Source organism: Inquilinus sp. (assembly GCF_057815775.1).
In genome coordinates this window covers 32,609-49,303 of the sequence record NZ_JBYRFX010000775.1, presented here as the reverse complement: position 1 = coordinate 49,303, position 16,695 = coordinate 32,609, and the positions used below count along the sequence as shown (strand labels likewise).

Annotated in this window: 12 protein-coding genes and 1 pseudogene; 12 read left to right on the top strand and 1 reads right to left on the bottom strand. The window is 68.8% G+C overall.

From position 1 onward, the window contains the following. The 3 genes from AC3XYG_RS27600 to AC3XYG_RS27590 form a co-directional block, all read left to right on the top strand. Window positions 1–650, top strand: a 650-nt coding sequence (locus AC3XYG_RS27600; protein ID WP_489143080.1) for an HlyD family secretion protein, incomplete at its 5' end; no start/stop codon positions are given. Beyond that, window positions 647–2,146 carry an MFS transporter gene (locus tag AC3XYG_RS27595; RefSeq protein WP_489143079.1) on the top strand — a complete coding sequence of 500 codons (1,500 nt, stop codon included), beginning with the start codon at window positions 647–649 and terminating at the stop codon, window positions 2,144–2,146. The genes AC3XYG_RS27600 and AC3XYG_RS27595, both read left to right, overlap by 4 nt. A gap of 40 nt (window positions 2,147–2,186) precedes the next feature. Next, the gene (locus AC3XYG_RS27590; RefSeq protein WP_489143078.1) at window positions 2,187–3,128 is read left to right on the top strand and encodes an aldo/keto reductase; all 942 of its coding nucleotides are present in this window, start codon (window positions 2,187–2,189) and stop codon (window positions 3,126–3,128) included. 114 nt (window positions 3,129–3,242) lie between these two features. On the opposite strand, the gene AC3XYG_RS27585 is transcribed toward AC3XYG_RS27590, so the two are convergent. Beyond that, a complete protein-coding gene (locus tag AC3XYG_RS27585) occupies window positions 3,243–5,234 on the bottom strand; it encodes an aliphatic sulfonate ABC transporter substrate-binding protein (RefSeq protein WP_489143077.1) in 1,992 nt (663 codons plus the stop codon). A 138-nt stretch (window positions 5,235–5,372) separates the two neighbouring features. Here AC3XYG_RS27585 and AC3XYG_RS27580 point away from each other — a divergent pair. From AC3XYG_RS27580 to AC3XYG_RS27540, 9 genes and pseudogenes are all read left to right on the top strand, one after another. Continuing rightward, window positions 5,373–6,062: pseudogene (locus AC3XYG_RS27580) on the top strand (NAD(P)H-dependent oxidoreductase). A gap of 47 nt (window positions 6,063–6,109) precedes the next feature. Next, on the top strand, window positions 6,110–7,234 hold the full coding sequence (gene sfnG / locus AC3XYG_RS27575; RefSeq protein ID WP_489143076.1) for a dimethylsulfone monooxygenase SfnG: 1,125 nt from the start codon (window positions 6,110–6,112) through the stop codon (window positions 7,232–7,234). Between the two features lie 38 nt (window positions 7,235–7,272). Next, window positions 7,273–8,172, top strand: coding sequence for an ABC transporter ATP-binding protein (locus AC3XYG_RS27570; RefSeq protein WP_489143075.1), 900 nt, complete (start codon window positions 7,273–7,275; stop codon window positions 8,170–8,172). Beyond that, window positions 8,172–9,068: a branched-chain amino acid ABC transporter permease gene (locus AC3XYG_RS27565; protein WP_489143074.1), complete on the top strand. Its 897-nt coding sequence runs from the start codon at window positions 8,172–8,174 to the stop codon at window positions 9,066–9,068. Before AC3XYG_RS27570 ends, AC3XYG_RS27565 begins: the two co-directional genes overlap by 1 nt. A 3-nt stretch (window positions 9,069–9,071) precedes the next feature. Next, on the top strand, window positions 9,072–11,441 hold the full coding sequence (locus AC3XYG_RS27560; protein ID WP_489143073.1) for an ABC transporter substrate-binding protein: 2,370 nt from the start codon (window positions 9,072–9,074) through the stop codon (window positions 11,439–11,441). A gap of 59 nt (window positions 11,442–11,500) precedes the next feature. Then, the gene (locus tag AC3XYG_RS27555; RefSeq protein ID WP_489143072.1) at window positions 11,501–12,301 is read left to right on the top strand and encodes an ABC transporter ATP-binding protein; all 801 of its coding nucleotides are present in this window, start codon (window positions 11,501–11,503) and stop codon (window positions 12,299–12,301) included. 39 nt (window positions 12,302–12,340) lie between these two features. Continuing rightward, a complete protein-coding gene (locus AC3XYG_RS27550) occupies window positions 12,341–13,585 on the top strand; it encodes an SfnB family sulfur acquisition oxidoreductase (RefSeq protein ID WP_489143071.1) in 1,245 nt (414 codons plus the stop codon). A 46-nt stretch (window positions 13,586–13,631) separates the two neighbouring features. Then, complete coding sequence (ssuD, locus tag AC3XYG_RS27545) at window positions 13,632–14,816, top strand: FMNH2-dependent alkanesulfonate monooxygenase (protein WP_489143070.1); 1,185 nt, start codon at window positions 13,632–13,634, stop codon at window positions 14,814–14,816. Continuing rightward, window positions 14,813–16,237 (top strand): FAD/NAD(P)-binding protein, encoded by a 1,425-nt coding sequence (locus tag AC3XYG_RS27540; protein WP_489143069.1) that lies wholly within the window; start codon window positions 14,813–14,815, stop codon window positions 16,235–16,237. Before ssuD ends, AC3XYG_RS27540 begins: the two co-directional genes overlap by 4 nt. Window positions 16,238–16,695: the final 458 nt, after the last annotated feature.

Here is a 16,695-nt window from a genome sequence, read left to right as displayed (position 1 = left end):
GGACGCCGCGCGCGGCCTATGAGCGGGCAGACACCGATCTCAAGGTCGCGCGCCAGCACATCGCGGCGATGGAACAGCAGGTCGCCAACACCGTGGCCGCGCTGAACGGCGACCCGGATATCGAGATCGATCGCCACCCGTCGGTCCGCGCGGCCCAGGCCCAGCTCGACCGCGCCCGGCTCGACCTCTCCTACGCCACGGTGACGGCGCCCGACGACGGCATCGTGACCAAGGTCGACGACCTCCAGGTCGGCGATTTCGTCAATCCGGGCGCCGATGTGTTCTCACTGCTGTCGAGCCGGCAGGTCTGGGTCGAGGCGAATTTCCGCGAGACCGGCCTGACCCATATGCGCCCGGGCCAGGAGGCATCGATCGATGTCGACGCCTACCCCGGCCGCAGCTTCAAGGCGCACATCGTCAGCATGAGCCCGGGCACCGGATCGGATTTCTCGGTGCTGCCGCCCGAGAACGCGACCGGCAACTGGGTCAAGGTCGTGCAGCGCCTGCCGGTGCGCCTCGAACTCGATGAGCTCGACCCGGGCCGGCCGCTGTTCTCGGGCATCAGCGCCAATGTCCGGGTCGACACCGGCCATCGCAGCAGCTGGCGCCAAGCGCTGCTGGCCATGCTCGCGACGGGGGCGGAGAAATGAGCAGCGTTGCACTCGCGTCGACCCCCGCGGCCGACAGCCATCGCGCCATCACCATCGCGGCGCTGATGGCGACCTACATGCAGGCGGTCAACATCTCGCTGCCCAATGCCGCCCTGCTCCACATCCAGGGCACGCTGTCGATGGCCGATGACGAGGTCGGCTGGGTGTTCTCCTGGTACATCGCGGCCAGCATCATCACCATGCCGATGACGTGCTGGCTCGCCGGCCGCTATGGCCGGAAGGCGGTCTATCAGCTCTCGATCGCCGTCTTCGCCCTCGGCCTCGTGCTCGCCACGCTGTCGACGACCACGATGCAGTTCCTGGCCGCCCGCATCGTCCAGGGTGCCGCGAGCGGCCCCCTGGCCCCGCTGTCGCTGGCGATCCTGCTCGATCTGCTGCCGGCCCGGCGGCATGCCCGGATCAGCCTGGTGTGGACCATCACCCTGGTGCTGGGCATCGTCAGCGGTCCCAGCATCGGCGGCTGGCTGTGCGAATATTACGGCTGGGGTTCGATCTTCGCCCTCAGCCTGCCGATGGCGGGGTTCATCCTGCTGGCGATGGCGCTGTCGCTGCCGGAGAAGAAGGCCGACCAGCCGCCGCCCTTCGACCTGTTCGGCCTGGCAACGCTCGGGCTCGGCCTGATCGGGCTGCAACTGCTGCTCGACCGCGGCGAACGCGTGGACTGGTTCGCCTCGGCCGAGAGCTGGGTGGAGGCCGCGGCCGCGGTGCTCGGGTTCACCCTCTATCTCGTGCATGTGATGACCCGGAAGGTTCATTTCCTCGGCAAGGCGCTGTTCCGGGACCGCAACTTCGTCCTGTCCGCGATCCTGTTCTTCGCCTTCGGCTTCGTCCTGCTGCCGACCATGGCCCTGACCTCGCCGATGCTGGACGAATTGCTCGGCTATCCCGCCGACACCACAGGAATCATGGCGATCCCCCGCAGCATCGCGCTGGTCGCGGCGCTGATCCTGACGGTGCGGGCCCCGGCGCGGATCGACACCCGGTGGCTCGTGGCCGGCGGCATGGCGCTGGTCATCTACGCCAACGGGCGGATGCTCGGCTATTCACCCCTGATGGACTGGCAGCCCGTGATCGTCGCCGGCCTGTTCCAGGGTGCCGGCCTGGGCATGCTGATGCCGGCGCTGACCAGGATGGCGTTCAGCACGCTCGACCCGGCGTTGCGCCCGGAAGGAACCGTGCTGTTCAACCTGTCGCGCCTCTATGGCAGCACGATCGGCATCGCCCTGGTGCAGACCTTCTTCTACCAGAACACCCAGGCCATGCATGTGGCGCTGGCGAAGGACCTCACGCCCTATCGCGCCGCGGCCCATGTCACGGGGTCGATCGCCGCGCCGGGACTTGTCTCGCTTGATCACATAATCACCGGCCAGGCGGCTTTCGTCGGGATCATCGGCCAGTTCGAGGTCATGATGATCGCGATGCTGATCGCAAGCCCGCTCGTGCTGTTCCTGCGCAAGCCGCGCCCGGCCCACTGACCCGCACTCCATCGCCAATCCAGGACAAAGGCGTACCAAGATGGCAACCCCCGATGCGCTCCGCGACAAGAGGATTCCCCTGAACCACGGCACCGGGGCGATGCCCGCCGCCGGGTTCGGCACGCTGATCCCCGATCCGGTCGCAACCCGACAGGCGGTGACGGCCGCGCTGGAGACGGGATTCCGCCATTTCGATTGCGCCGAACGCTATCGCAACGAAGAGGCGATCGGCGACGCGTTCCAGGCCGCCTTCCAGGCAGGGATGGTCCGGCGCGAGGATGTGTTCGTCACCACGAAGCTGTGGAACACCAATCACCGCCCCGAACGGGTCAAGCCGGCCTTCGACGCCAGCCGCCGCCGGCTGAAGGTCGACACGGTCGATTGCTACATCATCCACACCCCCTTCGCCTTCCAGCCCGGCGACAACCAGGACCCGCGGGACGAGCACGGCAAGGTGATCTACGATCCCGGGGTGACGCTGGGCGAGACCTGGCAGGCGCTCGAACGCCTCGTGGATGACGGCCATGCCAAGTCGATCGGCCTGTCCGACATCACGCTGGAGACGCTGCGCGAGATCGTGGCGGGGGCGCGGATCCTGCCCTCCGCCGTGCAGGTCGAATCCCACCCGTATCTGCCGGAATGGGAACTGCTCGACTTCTGCCGGGAGCATGGGATCGTGCTGCTGGCCTTCGCCCCGCTGGGCCACGGCATGGACCCGAACCTGCTGGCTGACCCGGTGATCACGGGCATCGCCCAGCGCGTCGGCAAGACGCCGGCCCAGGTGGCACTGGCCTGGGCCGCCCAGCGCGGCACCGCCTTCCTGACCACCTCGACCAAGCCTGAGCGCATCCGCGGGAACTTCGACTTCTCGACCCTGCCGGAGGACGCGATGCAGGAGATCCGGGACGGCATCACGACGAACATCCGGTTCAACAGCGTGGTGACAACCGGCGTGCCGGGCTTCATCCCACGGGTCAAGTGACCTGAGCCAAACGGCTTCGGGGCGCATTCGCTGTGAGCCGGCGCGCAGATTTGCGGGCCGGCTCACAGTGATTCATGCCAGCACAAACCCGCATTCCCGCTCCCAGCTGGAAATCTAAGTCCGGCTTGCCGCCGGCCAGACGGCATCCTTGACCGAGATCGGGCCGGACAGCAGGCCGACCGCGTGCATGGTGTCGGCGATTGCCTGCTGTTCCTCGATCACCCCGTCATCGAGGGGCTTGGCCCCGTAGGTCAACCGCCGCAGCGCGACCTCGAGTGCCGACCGGTCAATGCCGAGAGCCGCGGCCGTCGCCAGGGCCGCGTCGGCCGGGTTGTTGGCCGCATATTCGCCGGCCTGCTGCAATTCCCCCAGCAGCACGTCGATCATCGGCCCGTGGGCGGCGGCATAGGCCTGCCGCGCCAGGTAGAATCGCCGGTTCGGCACCAGGCCGCTGCCGTCGACCAGCACCCGGATGTCGCAGGCGCGCTGCGCCGCCGTCAGCAGCGGATCCCAGATGACCCAGGCATCCAGCACGCCACCTTCCAGCTGTTCGATCGGGCTGTCGTCCGGCGAGAGATAGACGGGGATGATATCGCCGATATCGAGGCCATGGGCCTGCAGCGCCCGCACCAGGAGATAGTGGACGTTCGACGCGCGGTTCAGGCCGACGCGCCTGCCGCGGAGATCGCCGACCCGCCGGATCGCGCTGCCGGCCATGACCACGATGGCTTCGCCGGTCGGCGCCGGCGGATCATGCGCGACATACATTAGCGGCACCCCGGCCGCCTGGGCGAAGACGGGCGGGGTTTCGCCTGTCGTGCCGAAATCGATCCGGCCGTGGCTCAGCGCTTCCAGCAGCTGCGGCCCGGCCGGGAATTCGGTCCAGGCGACGCGCACGCCGATCCCGGCCAGATGCCGGTCGAGCGAGCCCTTCGCCTTGAGGATGCCCAGGGTGCCGTATTTCTGGAAACCGATGCGGAGGAGATGCCCGGCCGCCACCGCATCGGTCGGAAGGTCCCTGGCCACCGAGGGGCGCTGGCGCTGGGCGATCACCCCGAGATGCGATAGCTGGGTGCGCAGAGTGTTGCGGCTGATGCCGAGCATCGCCGCGGCGCGCACCTGGTTGCCGTCGGCCAGATCGAACGCAGCACGGATGGTGCTGGAGACGGCCCGGTCGAACACCCCCGGCTCGCCAGCGGCGATCGCACGCCCGACCAGCGCCCGCACTCCACCTTCGAGAGCCTCCGGCGCCGCTGCCGCGGCGGCAGGTGGCGAACGCAGGAGGCGAAGGTCGGATGGCGCGATGCCTGGCCCCTCGGCCAGCAGCAGGGCGTTGTGGACGACGTTCTCCAATTCGCGGATGTTGCCGGGCCAGCGGTGGTGCCGGAGCAGGTCGAGCGCCTTATCGTCGAAATGCAGGCCGGGCCGCCCGATCCGGCTGCGATACAGATCCAGGAAATGCTCGGCGAGGGGCGCGATGTCCCCGGCCCGGTCGCGCAGCGCCGGCAGCCGCACGGTGGCGACATTGAGCCGGAAGAACAGATCCTCCCGGAACCGCCGGGCCTGGATCGCGACCTCGAGATCGATGTTGGTCGCCGCGATCACCCTGATATCGACCGGGATCGGCAGGCGCGATCCCACCCGCGTCACCTCACGCTCCTGCAGCACCCGCAGCAACTTGACCTGCAGCGGCAGGGGCAGGTCACCGATCTCATCGAGCAGCAGCGTGCCGTGCTGCGCAGCCTCGAACCAGCCGATCTGGCTGCGCAGGGCGCCGGTGAACGCCCCCTTTTCGTGGCCGAACAATTCCGCCTCGGCCAGGCCATCGGTCAGCGCACCGCAATTCACCGCGACGAAAGGACCGCCGCGTCGATGGCTGCCGGCATGGAGATAGCGTGCCACCAGCTCCTTGCCGGTGCCGGTCTCGCCGCTGATCAGGACGGTAGCGTCGCTCGGTGCCAGGCGATCGAGATCCACCCGCAGGGCCCGCGATGCGGGGTCCTGGAACACCATGGCCGTCGCCCACGCGCGGCGATCCGGCCCGGCCCCGGAGACGCGGGGCCCGATCGACGTCAGGGAGATCGGGAAGCCGCCATCCTTCCGCATCGTCGCGCCAATTCCTTCGTCGCCGGGCGCCGGCACGGATACCCCATGCCCTGTTGGAATATTCACACGCTGTTGGAAAGGAAACAACTTATTTCACATAAATGCTGATAATGAAGCACATTATATTACATTATTTATATGATATTAATTGATTCTAAAAGGATTCCTGCCTTGGCACGACGATTGCTGACGAGAGAAGGCGCCCGTCGGATCGACGGGACCAGGATTGGAGACGTCATGTCAAACCGGACCGCCTTCCCCACCATCGTCACCGTGAACGGCAGCCCGCGTTCGGCGTCCCGCACGGGAACGCTGCTCGGCCACATCGCGGCGGCCTTGGCGGAGCGCGTCCCGGCCACGATCCGGCCGATCGGCGTCGCCGAGATCGGCCCGCATCTGCTGACCGCCTTGTCGCGCGACCGGGTCTCGGCCGCCGGCGAGGCCCTGCTGCGGACCATCGAGACGGCCGATCTGCTGATCATCGGCACACCGGTGTACCGGGCCAGCTAGTCCGGCATCCTGAAGCACGTCTTCGACCTGGTCGACCGCGACGCGCTGGCCGGCCGGGTCGCGCTGCTGGCCGCAACCGGCGGCACCCCCCTGCACGGCCTGGTCGGCGAACACCAGCTGCGGCCGCTGCTGGGCTTCTTCCGCGCCATCACGGTGCCGACCTTCGTCTACGGCACCGCGACCGAGGTCGTCGACGACGCCCTGTCGGAGCCGCTGCAGGCGCGCGTCGCCCAGGCCGTCGGCGAAGCCGCGTCGCTGTTCCCGGTCTCCTGGGCCCGCGACTGGCCCGCCGCCCATCCGGTCGCCGCCCGGGCCTGACCCGTATCGCCTTCCCCATCCATCCCGTCTGTTCCCTGGAGCCCGCCATGACCGCACAGCCCACCACCCGCGCCTGCCAACCGTCCGACCCGCTCAAATTCGCCTATTGGGTGCCGAACGTCTCGGGCGGCCTCGTCATCAGCGACATCGAGCAGCGCACGGATTGGAGCATCGAGTACAACCGCAAGCTGGCGCAGATCGCGGAGGCGAGTGGCTTCGAATACGCGCTGAGCCAGATCCGCTTCACCGCGGGCTATGGTGCCGAGTTCCAGCATGAATCCGTGTCGTTCAGCCATGCGCTGCTGGCGGCCACCGAAACGCTGAAGGTGATCGCCGCGATCCTGCCGGGCCCGTGGAACCCGACGCTGGCCGCCAAGCAGATCGCCACCATCAACCACCTGACCAACGGCCGCGTCGCGGTCAATGTCGTCAGCGGCTGGTTCCGTGGCGAGTTCGCCGCGATCGGCGAGCATTGGCTCGTCCATGACGAACGCTATCGGCGGTCGGAAGAATTCATCCGCGCCCTGAAGGGCATCTGGACCGAGGACAATTTCACCTTCCGCGGCGACTTCTACCGCTTCAACAACTATTCGCTGAAGCCGAAGCCGATCGACCCGCAGCCGGAGATCTTCCAGGGCGGATCGTCCCGCGCGGCGCGCGACATGGCCGCACGCGTGTCCGACTGGTACTTCACCAACGGCAACACGCCGGAGGAGATCGGCAAGCAGGTCGATGACATCCAGGCCAAGGCGGCCGAGAACGGCCACGCGGTGCGGATCGGCGTCAACGCCTTCGCCATCGCCCGCGAGACCGAGGCGGAGGCGAAGGAAGTGCTGGCCGAGATCATCGCCAAGGCCAATCCGGAGGCGGTCAATGCCTTCGGCCATGAGGTCAAGAATGCCGGCAAGGCTTCGCCGGAGGGCCAGGGCAATTGGGCGAAGTCCAGCTTCGAGGATCTGGTCCAGTACAATGACGGCTTCCGCTCGAACCTGATCGGCACGCCCGAACAGATCGCCGAGCGCATCATCCGGCTGAAGGATGCCGGCGCCAGCTTGATCCTGCTGGGCTTCCTGCACTTCCAGGAGGAGGTCGAGTTCTTCGGCAAGCGGGTGATCCCGCTGGTCCGCGAGTTGGAGGCCCGCCGGTCGGCCACAGCGGTCGCGGCGGAATAGCCGGCCCCGCCCGCCCCATCCGATCCCTGGAGTTCACGATGCCCGGTGTTCCCTACGGAACCGCCGCACGGACCGCCGGCCCCTTCCCGCCGGACGGCCCGGCTGTTGCCCGCCATGCCGCGGACGAGCCCGTCGTGGGGATGTCGCGCGGCTCCGCCCTGGGGCTGGAGGACATCAGCCTGTCCTTCGGCGGGGTGACCGCGCTGGCCGATGTCGATTTTTCGGTGGGGTCCGCCGAGATCCGCGCCGTGATCGGCCCGAACGGCGCCGGCAAGAGCTCGCTGATCAACATCATCAGCGGCCTCTACCGGCCCGATCGCGGCCGCGTCTGGATCGGCGAGCGCAGCTTCGCCCAGGTCCCGACCCAGCGCCTGGCCCGGCTGGGCATCGCCCGGACGTTCCAGAACCTGGCTTTGTTCAAGGGGCTGACGGTTCTGGACAACATCGTCGCCGGCCGCGCCGATGCCGCCCGGTCGACCTTCATCGAGCAGATCGTCGGCCTCGGCCGCGCCCGGCGCGAGGAGGCCGACGCCCGCGCCCGGGCCGATGCCGTGATCGACTTCCTGCGGCTGGCCGCCGTGCGCGACCGGCTGGTCGGCACCCTGCCCTATGGTCTGCAGAAGCGGGTCGAATTGGCCCGGGCGCTGGTGGCCGAGCCGAAGATCCTGCTGCTCGACGAACCGATGGCCGGGATGACCGCCACCGAGAAGCAGGAAATGAGCGGCTTCGTCCGGGGCGCGCGCGACACCTACGGCACCACCGTGATCCTGATCGAGCACGACATCGGCGTGGTGATGGGCCTGTCCGACCGGGTCACCGTGCTCGATTACGGCCGCAAGATCGCCGAGGGCACGCCGGCCGAGGTGCGCGCCGACCCGGCGGTGATCGACGCCTATCTCGGAATCGCCCACGACACCGAAGCCGGCGGAGGCATCTGATGGCCGATTTCGACTATGCCTTCCTGGTCGAGGTCCTGGTCGGCGGCCTGCTGTCCGGCGTGATGTACTCGCTGGTCGCGATCGGCTTCGTGCTGATCTACAAGACCTCCGGCGTGCTGAACTTCGCGCAAGGGGCGATGCTGCTGTTCGCCGCGCTGACCTTCGTCAGCCTGGTGGAACGGGGCGTGCCCTTCGCCCTGGCGCTGGTCCTCACCTTCGCGGTGATGGTGGTGCTGGGCATCGCGATCGAACGGACGGTGCTGCGGCCGCTGGTCAACCGCCCGCCGATCACCCTGTTCATGGCCACGCTCGGCCTGTCCTACGTGCTTGAAGGTGCCGCACAGCTGCTGTGGGGCACCCAGGTGCACGGGCTCGACCTCGGCATCGACGACATCCCGTTCGAGATTTCCGGCGTCCTCATCAGCCGGTTCGACCTGTTCGCGGCGGCGGTGGCGGCGGCGATGGTGGCCGGCCTGACCGCCTTCTTCCGCTGGACCCGGATCGGCCTGGCCTTCCGCGCCGTGGCGGACGACCCGTTCGCGGCCCTGGCCGTCGGCCTGCGGCTGCCGCTGATCTGGGCCACGGTGTGGTCGGCCGCCGGGCTGGTGGCGCTGGTCGCCGGCCTGCTGTGGGGCGCCCGGCTCGGCGTCCAGTTCTCGCTGTCGCTGGTGGTGCTGAAGGCCCTGCCGGTGCTGGTGCTCGGCGGCTTCGATTCCATCCTCGGGGCGATCGTCGGCGGCCTGGTGATCGGCGCCACCGAGAAGCTGGCCGAGGTCTATGTCGGCGATTATTTCGGCGGCGGCATCGAAGGCTGGATCGCCTATGTCGTCGCCCTCGCCTTCCTGCTGGTCCGCCCATCCGGCCTGTTCGGCCAGAAGCTCGTCGAGAGGGCCTGAGGCATGGCGACCACGATCCTCGATCGCCCGGCATCGCGACGCCTGCCACGCTGGCTGGGGCCCGTGGCGTTGCTCGCCCTGGCCTATGGCATCATCCCGCTGACCGCATCGAACTACCTGTTCGAGGCGATCCTGACCCCGTTCCTGGCGCTCAGCCTCGCCGCCCTCGGCCTTAACCTGCTCACCGGCTATGCCGGGCAGGTGTCGCTCGGCAGCGCCGCCTTCATGGCCGTCGGCGCCTTCGCCGCCTACAATTTCAACCTGCGGGCCGACGGCCTGCCCTTCCTGGGGTCGATCGTGGCGGCCGGGCTGGTCGCCGCCGCGATCGGCATCGTGTTCGGCCTGCCCAGCCTGCGGCTGCGCGGCTTCTACCTCGCCGTCTCGACTCTGGCGGCGCAATTCTTCGTGCAATGGGTGCTGACCAAGTTCAGCTGGTTCTCGAACGACAGCCCCTCCGGCGTCATCAACACGCCGCCGCTGCGGATCGCGGGCCTGGCCCTGGACGGGCCGGTCGGGCGTTACCTGTTCTCGCTGACCGTGGTCGCCGTGCTCACCCTGGTGGCGCTGCGCCTGGTCCGGTCCCAGGCCGGCCGCAACTTCATCGCGGTGCGTGACAACGAGACCGCTGCCCGGGTGATCGGGGTGCCGGTGCTGCGCACCAAGCTGCTCGCCTTCGCCGTCTCGTCCTTCATCATCGGCGTCGCCGGCGCGCTTTGGGCCTTCGCCTATCTGCGCACGGTCGAACCGGCCGGGTTCAACCTCGACCGGTCGTTCCAGATCAAGTTCATCATCATCATCGGCGGGCTGGCCTCGATCCGCGGTGCCTTCTGGCGCGGCCCTGATCGTGGTCTTCCCCCTGGTGCTGTCGCGGATCGGCAGTTTCCTGCTCGGCGGCCTGTTCGATTCCGGCGTGCTCGACATGAGCCAGCGCATCGTGCTCGGCGCCCTGATCATCCTCTTCCTCATCGCCGAACCCGACGGCCTCGTCGCCCTCTGGGACCGGCTGACCCGTCGCCTGTCCGCACACCGCCCCTGACCCGGAGCCTGCCCATGATCCTGAAAACCATCGCCCTGGCTGCCGCCCTGGCCTTCGGCATCGCCGCCCCCGCCGCCCAGGCGGACGAGCAGTACTTTCCCCTGCAGAGCTACCGCGTCGGCCCCTACGCCGCCGGCGGCACCGGCTTCTTCGGCGGCTTCATCGACTACCTCAACCTCATCAACATCCGCGACGGCGGCGTCAACGGCGTCAAGCTGACCTGGGACGAATGCGAGACCCAGTACGAGGTCGAGCGCGGCGTCGAATGCTATGAGCGGCAGAAGAGCCATGCCGGCATCGCCGCCTGGAACCCGCTGTCGGTCGGCATCGCCTATGCCATGATCGACCGGATCACCGCCGACAAGTCGCCGCTGATCACCATCAACCACGGCCGCACGGATTCGACCGACGGCCGCGTGTTCCCCTATGTATTCCCGCTGCTGCTGAACCCGTACAGCGAGAGCTCGGGCATCATCAACTACATCGCCAGCCGCGAAGGCGGGCTGGACAAGCTGCAGGGCAAGAAGATCGTAGTGCTCTATCACGGCTCGCCCTACGGCAAGGAAACCATCCCGATCTATGAGCTGCTGGCCCAGAAATACGGCTTCACCGTGCAGCAGATCGAGGTGCCGCACCCGGGCAACGAGCAGCAGTCGCAATGGCTGACCATCCGCCGCGCCAAGCCGGATTACGTCGTGCTGCACGGCTGGGGCGTGATGAACCCGGTGGCGCTGAAGACGGCGCAGAAGGTCGGCTTCCCGGCCGACCACATCGTCGGCAATGTCTGGTCGAATTCGGAAGAGGACGTGATCCCGGCCGGCGACGCCGCCAAGGGCTATGTCGCGATCACCACCCAGGCCTCCGGGTCGCAATACCCGGTGCTGCAGGAGATCATCAAGACGGTGTACGGCGCCGGCAAGGGCAACCTCGACGACCCCAAGCGCATCGGCAGCGTCTACCACAACCTGGGCATCGTGAACGGCATCCTGAATGTCGAGGCGATCCGCATCGCCCAGGAGAAGTTCGGCCACCGCACGCTGACCGGCGACGAGGTGCGCTGGGGCTTCGAGCACCTGCAGCTCGACCCCGCCCGGGTCGAGGCGCTGGGCGCCAAGGACCTGTTCCATTCGATCAACGTCACCTGGGACAACCATGAGGGCGACGGGCTGGTGACGTTCCAGCAATGGGATGGCGCGAAGTGGCAGGTCGTTTCCGGCTGGATCGCGCCGGACTGGGCGCTGCTGCGCCCGATCATCGAGAAGTCTGCCGCCGCCTATGCCGCCGAGCACGGCATCACGCCGCGCAAGACGGGCGACGACGACATCGCCACCAACTGACGCGACCGGCGGGCGGGCACCGCGCCGGCCCGCCGATCCACACCCAGGACCGTCCGGCCATGCCGCATGATGAAATCCAGCTGACCGTCGAGGGTGTCGCGGCGACCTACAACCATGCCGTCGTCGCGCTGCACGATGTCGGCTTCACGGTCCGCCGCGGTGAAATTCACGCCCTGCTGGGCGCCAACGGCGCCGGCAAGACCACGGTGCTGAAGGCCGTCTCGAACCTGCTGCCGGCGGAGCGCGGCCAGGTCACGGCCGGGCACATTCGCTACGAAGGTGTCGACGTCGCCACCATCCGGCCATCGGCACTGGTCCGACGCGGCTTGGTCCAGGTGCTGGAGGGGCGCCACTGCTTCCGCACGCTGACGGTCGAGGAGAACCTGGTGACCGGCGGCATCGGTCGCGGCTCCGGCCGGCACCACATCGCCCGCGACCTGGAGCGGATCTACACCCTGTTCCCGCGCCTGCAGCAGAAGCGCCGGACGGTGTCCGGCCTGACCTCGGGCGGTGAGCAGCAGATGACGGCGATCGGCCGGGCCCTGATGTCCCGCCCCCGGCTTCTGGTACTCGACGAACCCTCGATGGGCCTGGCGCCGCTGGTGGTGCAGGACATCTTCCAGACGCTGAAGGCCCTCAACCAGCGCGAAGGCCTGTCGATCCTGGTGGCCGAGCAGAATTCCACCGTCGCCCTGCGCTATGCCGACCGGGCCACCGTGATCGAGAACGGCCGCGCCGTCCTGGCCGGGCCGGCCGACGAGCTGCGCCGCCGCGACGACATCAAGGCGTTCTATCTCGGCGAAGCACCGCCGGCGCCAGCGCCCGAGGCGCGGCTGCAGATCGTCAGCCCCGCCGCCTGACCCCGCACACCCGCCACAGCCCCGAGCAAGGAGACCGCGATGTCCATCGCCCTCGTCGACCAGACCGCGCCGGATGGCGTCCCCGGCCTGCCCCGGCCCGCAGCACCGGCCCATGTGATCCGGGACGACGCCGAGGCGATCGCCGTGGCCCAGCGGCTGGCTGCCGATTTTGCCCAGGGCGCCGCCGAACGCGACCGCACCCGCCGCTGGCCGGTCGCCGAACTCGACGCCTTCTCGCAGAGCGGGCTGTGGTCGATCAACGTGCCCAGGGCGTTCGGCGGGCCGGAGCTGTCCTACGTCACGCTGTCGCGCGTGATCGCCATCATCTCCGCCGCCGACCCGTCGCTCGGCCAGATCCCGCAGAACCATCTCGGCGTGATCGCGGCGATCCGCACCGTGTCCGACCCGGCGCAGCAGGCGCTGCTGTTCGGCCAGGCGCTGAAGGGCACACGCTTCGGCAACGCCTTCTCCGAGCTCGGGTCGAAGCGCGCGGCCGATTTCGAGACACGCTTCACCGATGCGGGCGACCATGTCGTCGTGCAGGGCCGGAAGTTCTATTCCAGCGGCGCGCTGCTGGCCCATCTGGTGCCAATCGTGGCGCTCGATGACGAAGGCCGCGCCTGGTACGCGATCGCCGACCGCGACGCGCCGGGCCTGACCGTGATCGACGACTGGTCCAGCTTCGGCCAGCGCACGACACTGAGCGGCACCGTCATCCTCGATGGCGTGAAGGTGCCGAAGACGCATCTGGTGCCGGGCTACAAGGGCTATGACCGGCCCACCGCCGACGGCGCGATCTTCCAGATCATCCAGGCGGCGGTCGACACCGGCATCGCCAAGGCGGCGATCGACGACACCATCGCCTTCGTGCGGACCAAGTCCCGGGCCTGGGTCGACAGCGGCCTGGAACACGCCTGGCAGGATCCCTACACCATCCAGGCGATCGGCGACCTGACGCTGCGGCTGCACGCCACCGAGGCGCTGCTCGATCGGGCCGGCCTGGCCGTTGACCGTGCCGTCGCGTCACCGACGGCGGAGACGGTGGCCGAGGCCCAGATCGCGGTGGCCGAGGCCAAGGTGCTGTCGACCGAGATCGCCATCACCGCCACCAACCGGCTGTTCGAACTGGCTGGCACCCGCTCCACCCTGGCCGAACACGCGCTGGACCGGCACTGGCGCAACGCCCGCACCCACACGCTGCACGATCCGGTGCGCTGGAAATACGCGATCCTCGGCAACTACGCCCTCAACGGCATCAACCCGCCGCTGCACGCCTGGAGCTGACCTGCCGGTCAGCCGTCCCGCCCTTCCGCAACGCCCCGGTGGCCTCATGACGATCCCCGCACCCGACCAGGGTCCCGACCGCATCAATGTGCTGTGGTTCCTGCCGACGCATGGCGACAGCCATTATCTCGGCACCGCGATCGGCGGCCGGTCGGTCGACCTGCCCTATCTCAAACAGGTGGCGCAGGCGGCCGACACGCTCGGCTATTACGGCGTGCTGCTGCCAACCGGGCGCAGTTGCGAGGACAGCTGGGTGGTCGCCTCGGCCCTGGTCCCGCTGACCGAAAGGCTGCGCTTCCTGGTCGCCGTGCGACCCGGCCTGCAATCCCCGACCCTGGCCGCCCGGATGACGGCGACGCTCGACCGCATCTCCGGCGGCCGGCTGCTGATCAACGTCGTCACCGGCGGCGACCCAGTCGAGAACAAGGGCGACGGCATCTTCGCCAGCCACGCCGAGCGCTATGAGATCACCGAGGAATTCCTGGCGATCTACACGGCGGTGCTGCGCGGCGAGACCGTGGCGCATGAGGGCAAGCATTTCCGGATCGAGGACGGCAGGCTGCTGTTCCCGCCGGTGCAGGCGCCGCATCCGCCACTGTATTTCGGCGGCTCCTCCGACGCCGCCAACCGCGTCGCCGCCCGCACCGTCGACAAATATCTGACCTGGGGCGAGCCGCCGGCCGACGTTGCGGCCAAGTTGGCAACCGTGCGGACGCTGGCGGCGGCCGAGGGGCGCGAAATCTCCTTCGGCATCCGCCTGCACGTCATCGTCCGCCGGACGACTGCGGAGGCATGGGCGGCGGCGGAGGACCTGATCCGCTATCTCGACGACGACACCATCGCTGCCGCCCAGGCCGTGTTCTCGCGCATGGATTCGGTGGGCCAGAGCCGCATGGCACAGCTGCATGGCGGGCGGCGCGACCAGCTCGAAATCAGCCCCAACCTGTGGGCGGGGGTCGGCCTGGTCCGCGGCGGCGCCGGCACGGCACTGGTCGGCGACCCCGAGACGGTCGCGGCCCGGATCGACGAATACCGCCGGCTCGGCATCGACACCTTCATCCTGTCCGGCTACCCGCATCTGGAGGAGGCCTACCGCTTCGGCGAGCTGGTGCTGCCCACCCTGCCGCTTGCACACCCGGCAAAGACGGCGGCGACGTCGATCAACATGGGCCCGTTCGGCGAGACCATTGCCGGCGATCACCGGCCAGACCGGCGCCAGTCCGCGCAATGAAGGTCGCGATCGTCGGTGGCGGATTTTCCGGCGCCGCTGTCGCCTTTCACCTGGCGCAGGGCAGCGCCCCCGTCACGATCACGGTGATCGAACCGCGGGCGGTGCTGGGGGCCGGCCTGGCCTATTCCACGGCCGACCCGTCGCATCGCGTCAACGTGCCGGCGGCGATGATGAGCCTCGACCCTGCCGATGCCGGGCATTTTACGCGCTGGCTCGATGCCATGGACGCGCTGGCGGACGACCCAGAGGCCCGTCTTGCCGATGGGCGCGCCTTCCCTCGGCGCAGCCTGTTCGGGCGATATGTCGCCGCCCATCTGGCACCGCACCTCGCCTCCGGGCGCATCGAGCATATCCGCGACCGGGCGCAGCACAGCTGCGGGTCGGGCGGTCGCCACGGGCTGACGCTGGCCTCGGGCCGCCGCGTCGAGGCCGATCTGCTGGTGCTGGCCGCGAGCCATCCGCCGCCACAGCCGCTGCCGGTGTTCGCCGGCCTGGCGGACAGCCGCATCATCGCCGACCCCTGGGCGGATGCCGCGCTGGCCGGGGTCGGGCGGGACGACCGCGTGCTGATCGTCGGCACCGGCCTGACCATGGCCGATACGGTCGCATCGCTGGACCGCCGGGGCCATCGCGGTCCGATCACCGCCCTCTCGCGGCGCGGCCTGCGATCCCGGGGGCATGCCGGGCCATCCGACCGGCGTGCCGACACCGCCGCCCCGGCCCCAACGGCATCGTTGTCGGATCTGGTGGCGCAAGTCAGGCTGACGGTGGCCCAGGCGGCCGGACGCGGGGCGCCGTGGCAGGATGTGCTGGATGCGGTCCGGCTCCAGGCACCGGCCCTGTGGGCCGCGCTGCCCGACAGCGGCCGCCGCCGCTTCCTGCGCCATCTCCGCCCGTTCTGGGACACGCACCGCTTTCGCATCGCGCCCCAGGTCGAGGCCGTCCTGGCCCGGCGGGAGGCCCAAGGTTCATTCACCATCCTCGCCGCATCGCTCCGCGGCGCCCGGCCCGGGGTGGCTGCACTCGACATCGATCTCCATCTGCGCCGCACCGGCGCGGTCTCGACACGGGCCTTCGACGCAGTGGTGGTCACGACCGGCCCAGCCCATGACCGGATCTTCGATCACGCCCCCTTCCTGACGGCACTACGGGCCGCCGGGCTGGTCACGGCCGACCCGCTCGGCCTCGGCCTCTCCGTCGACGGCGCCAGCCGCGCGATCGGCGCCGCAGACCGGGTCAGCGGCGCCGTGCTGGTGGCCGGGCCCCTGGCGCGCGGCCGTTTCGGCGAGCTGATGGGAGTTCCGGAGCTGTCCCGGCAGGCTGCCGATATCGCCAGGTGGATAGAGGGATGGGCATGGCGCCCGTCTGAACACATTCCCCTGAAGCGCACGGGCATCTCATCGGATCGCGCCGGGGCCTGACATGCGACGGGTGCCGGCGATCGGAATGGCCGGCGGCAGAACAGTTCTCGATTCTCGACTTGGAATGGCGTCCCCTGGTGGATGAAGAGGAGAATTGCGTCTTCGTTATAGCGCTTTAACCGGGCACGCCCGGAACCGACATCGCCGCCGTCGGCCACCGCCGCTGTGAAACGCCACTATCCGGGCCGGCTAGGGCCAATCTAGCCTCGTGACCACGCGCCCCTCCCCTCGGGCTAGGTCATCCGACGCAGCTTCAAGTTGGGGACGCGCAACCAACGATTCTTGCGACCAAGCCAATGCGCAGGACGCGTCTTGCAGCGTAGGACCGCCTTGCTCAGTAGCCATCGCAACCGATCAGAGTTTCGCGGGATAGCAAAATCGGAAGACTCACATGCCTGACAACCGGAAATGATGTTTCACCTCTGGAGATCGAGAAAGGCGGCGGCGATGATCCGCGG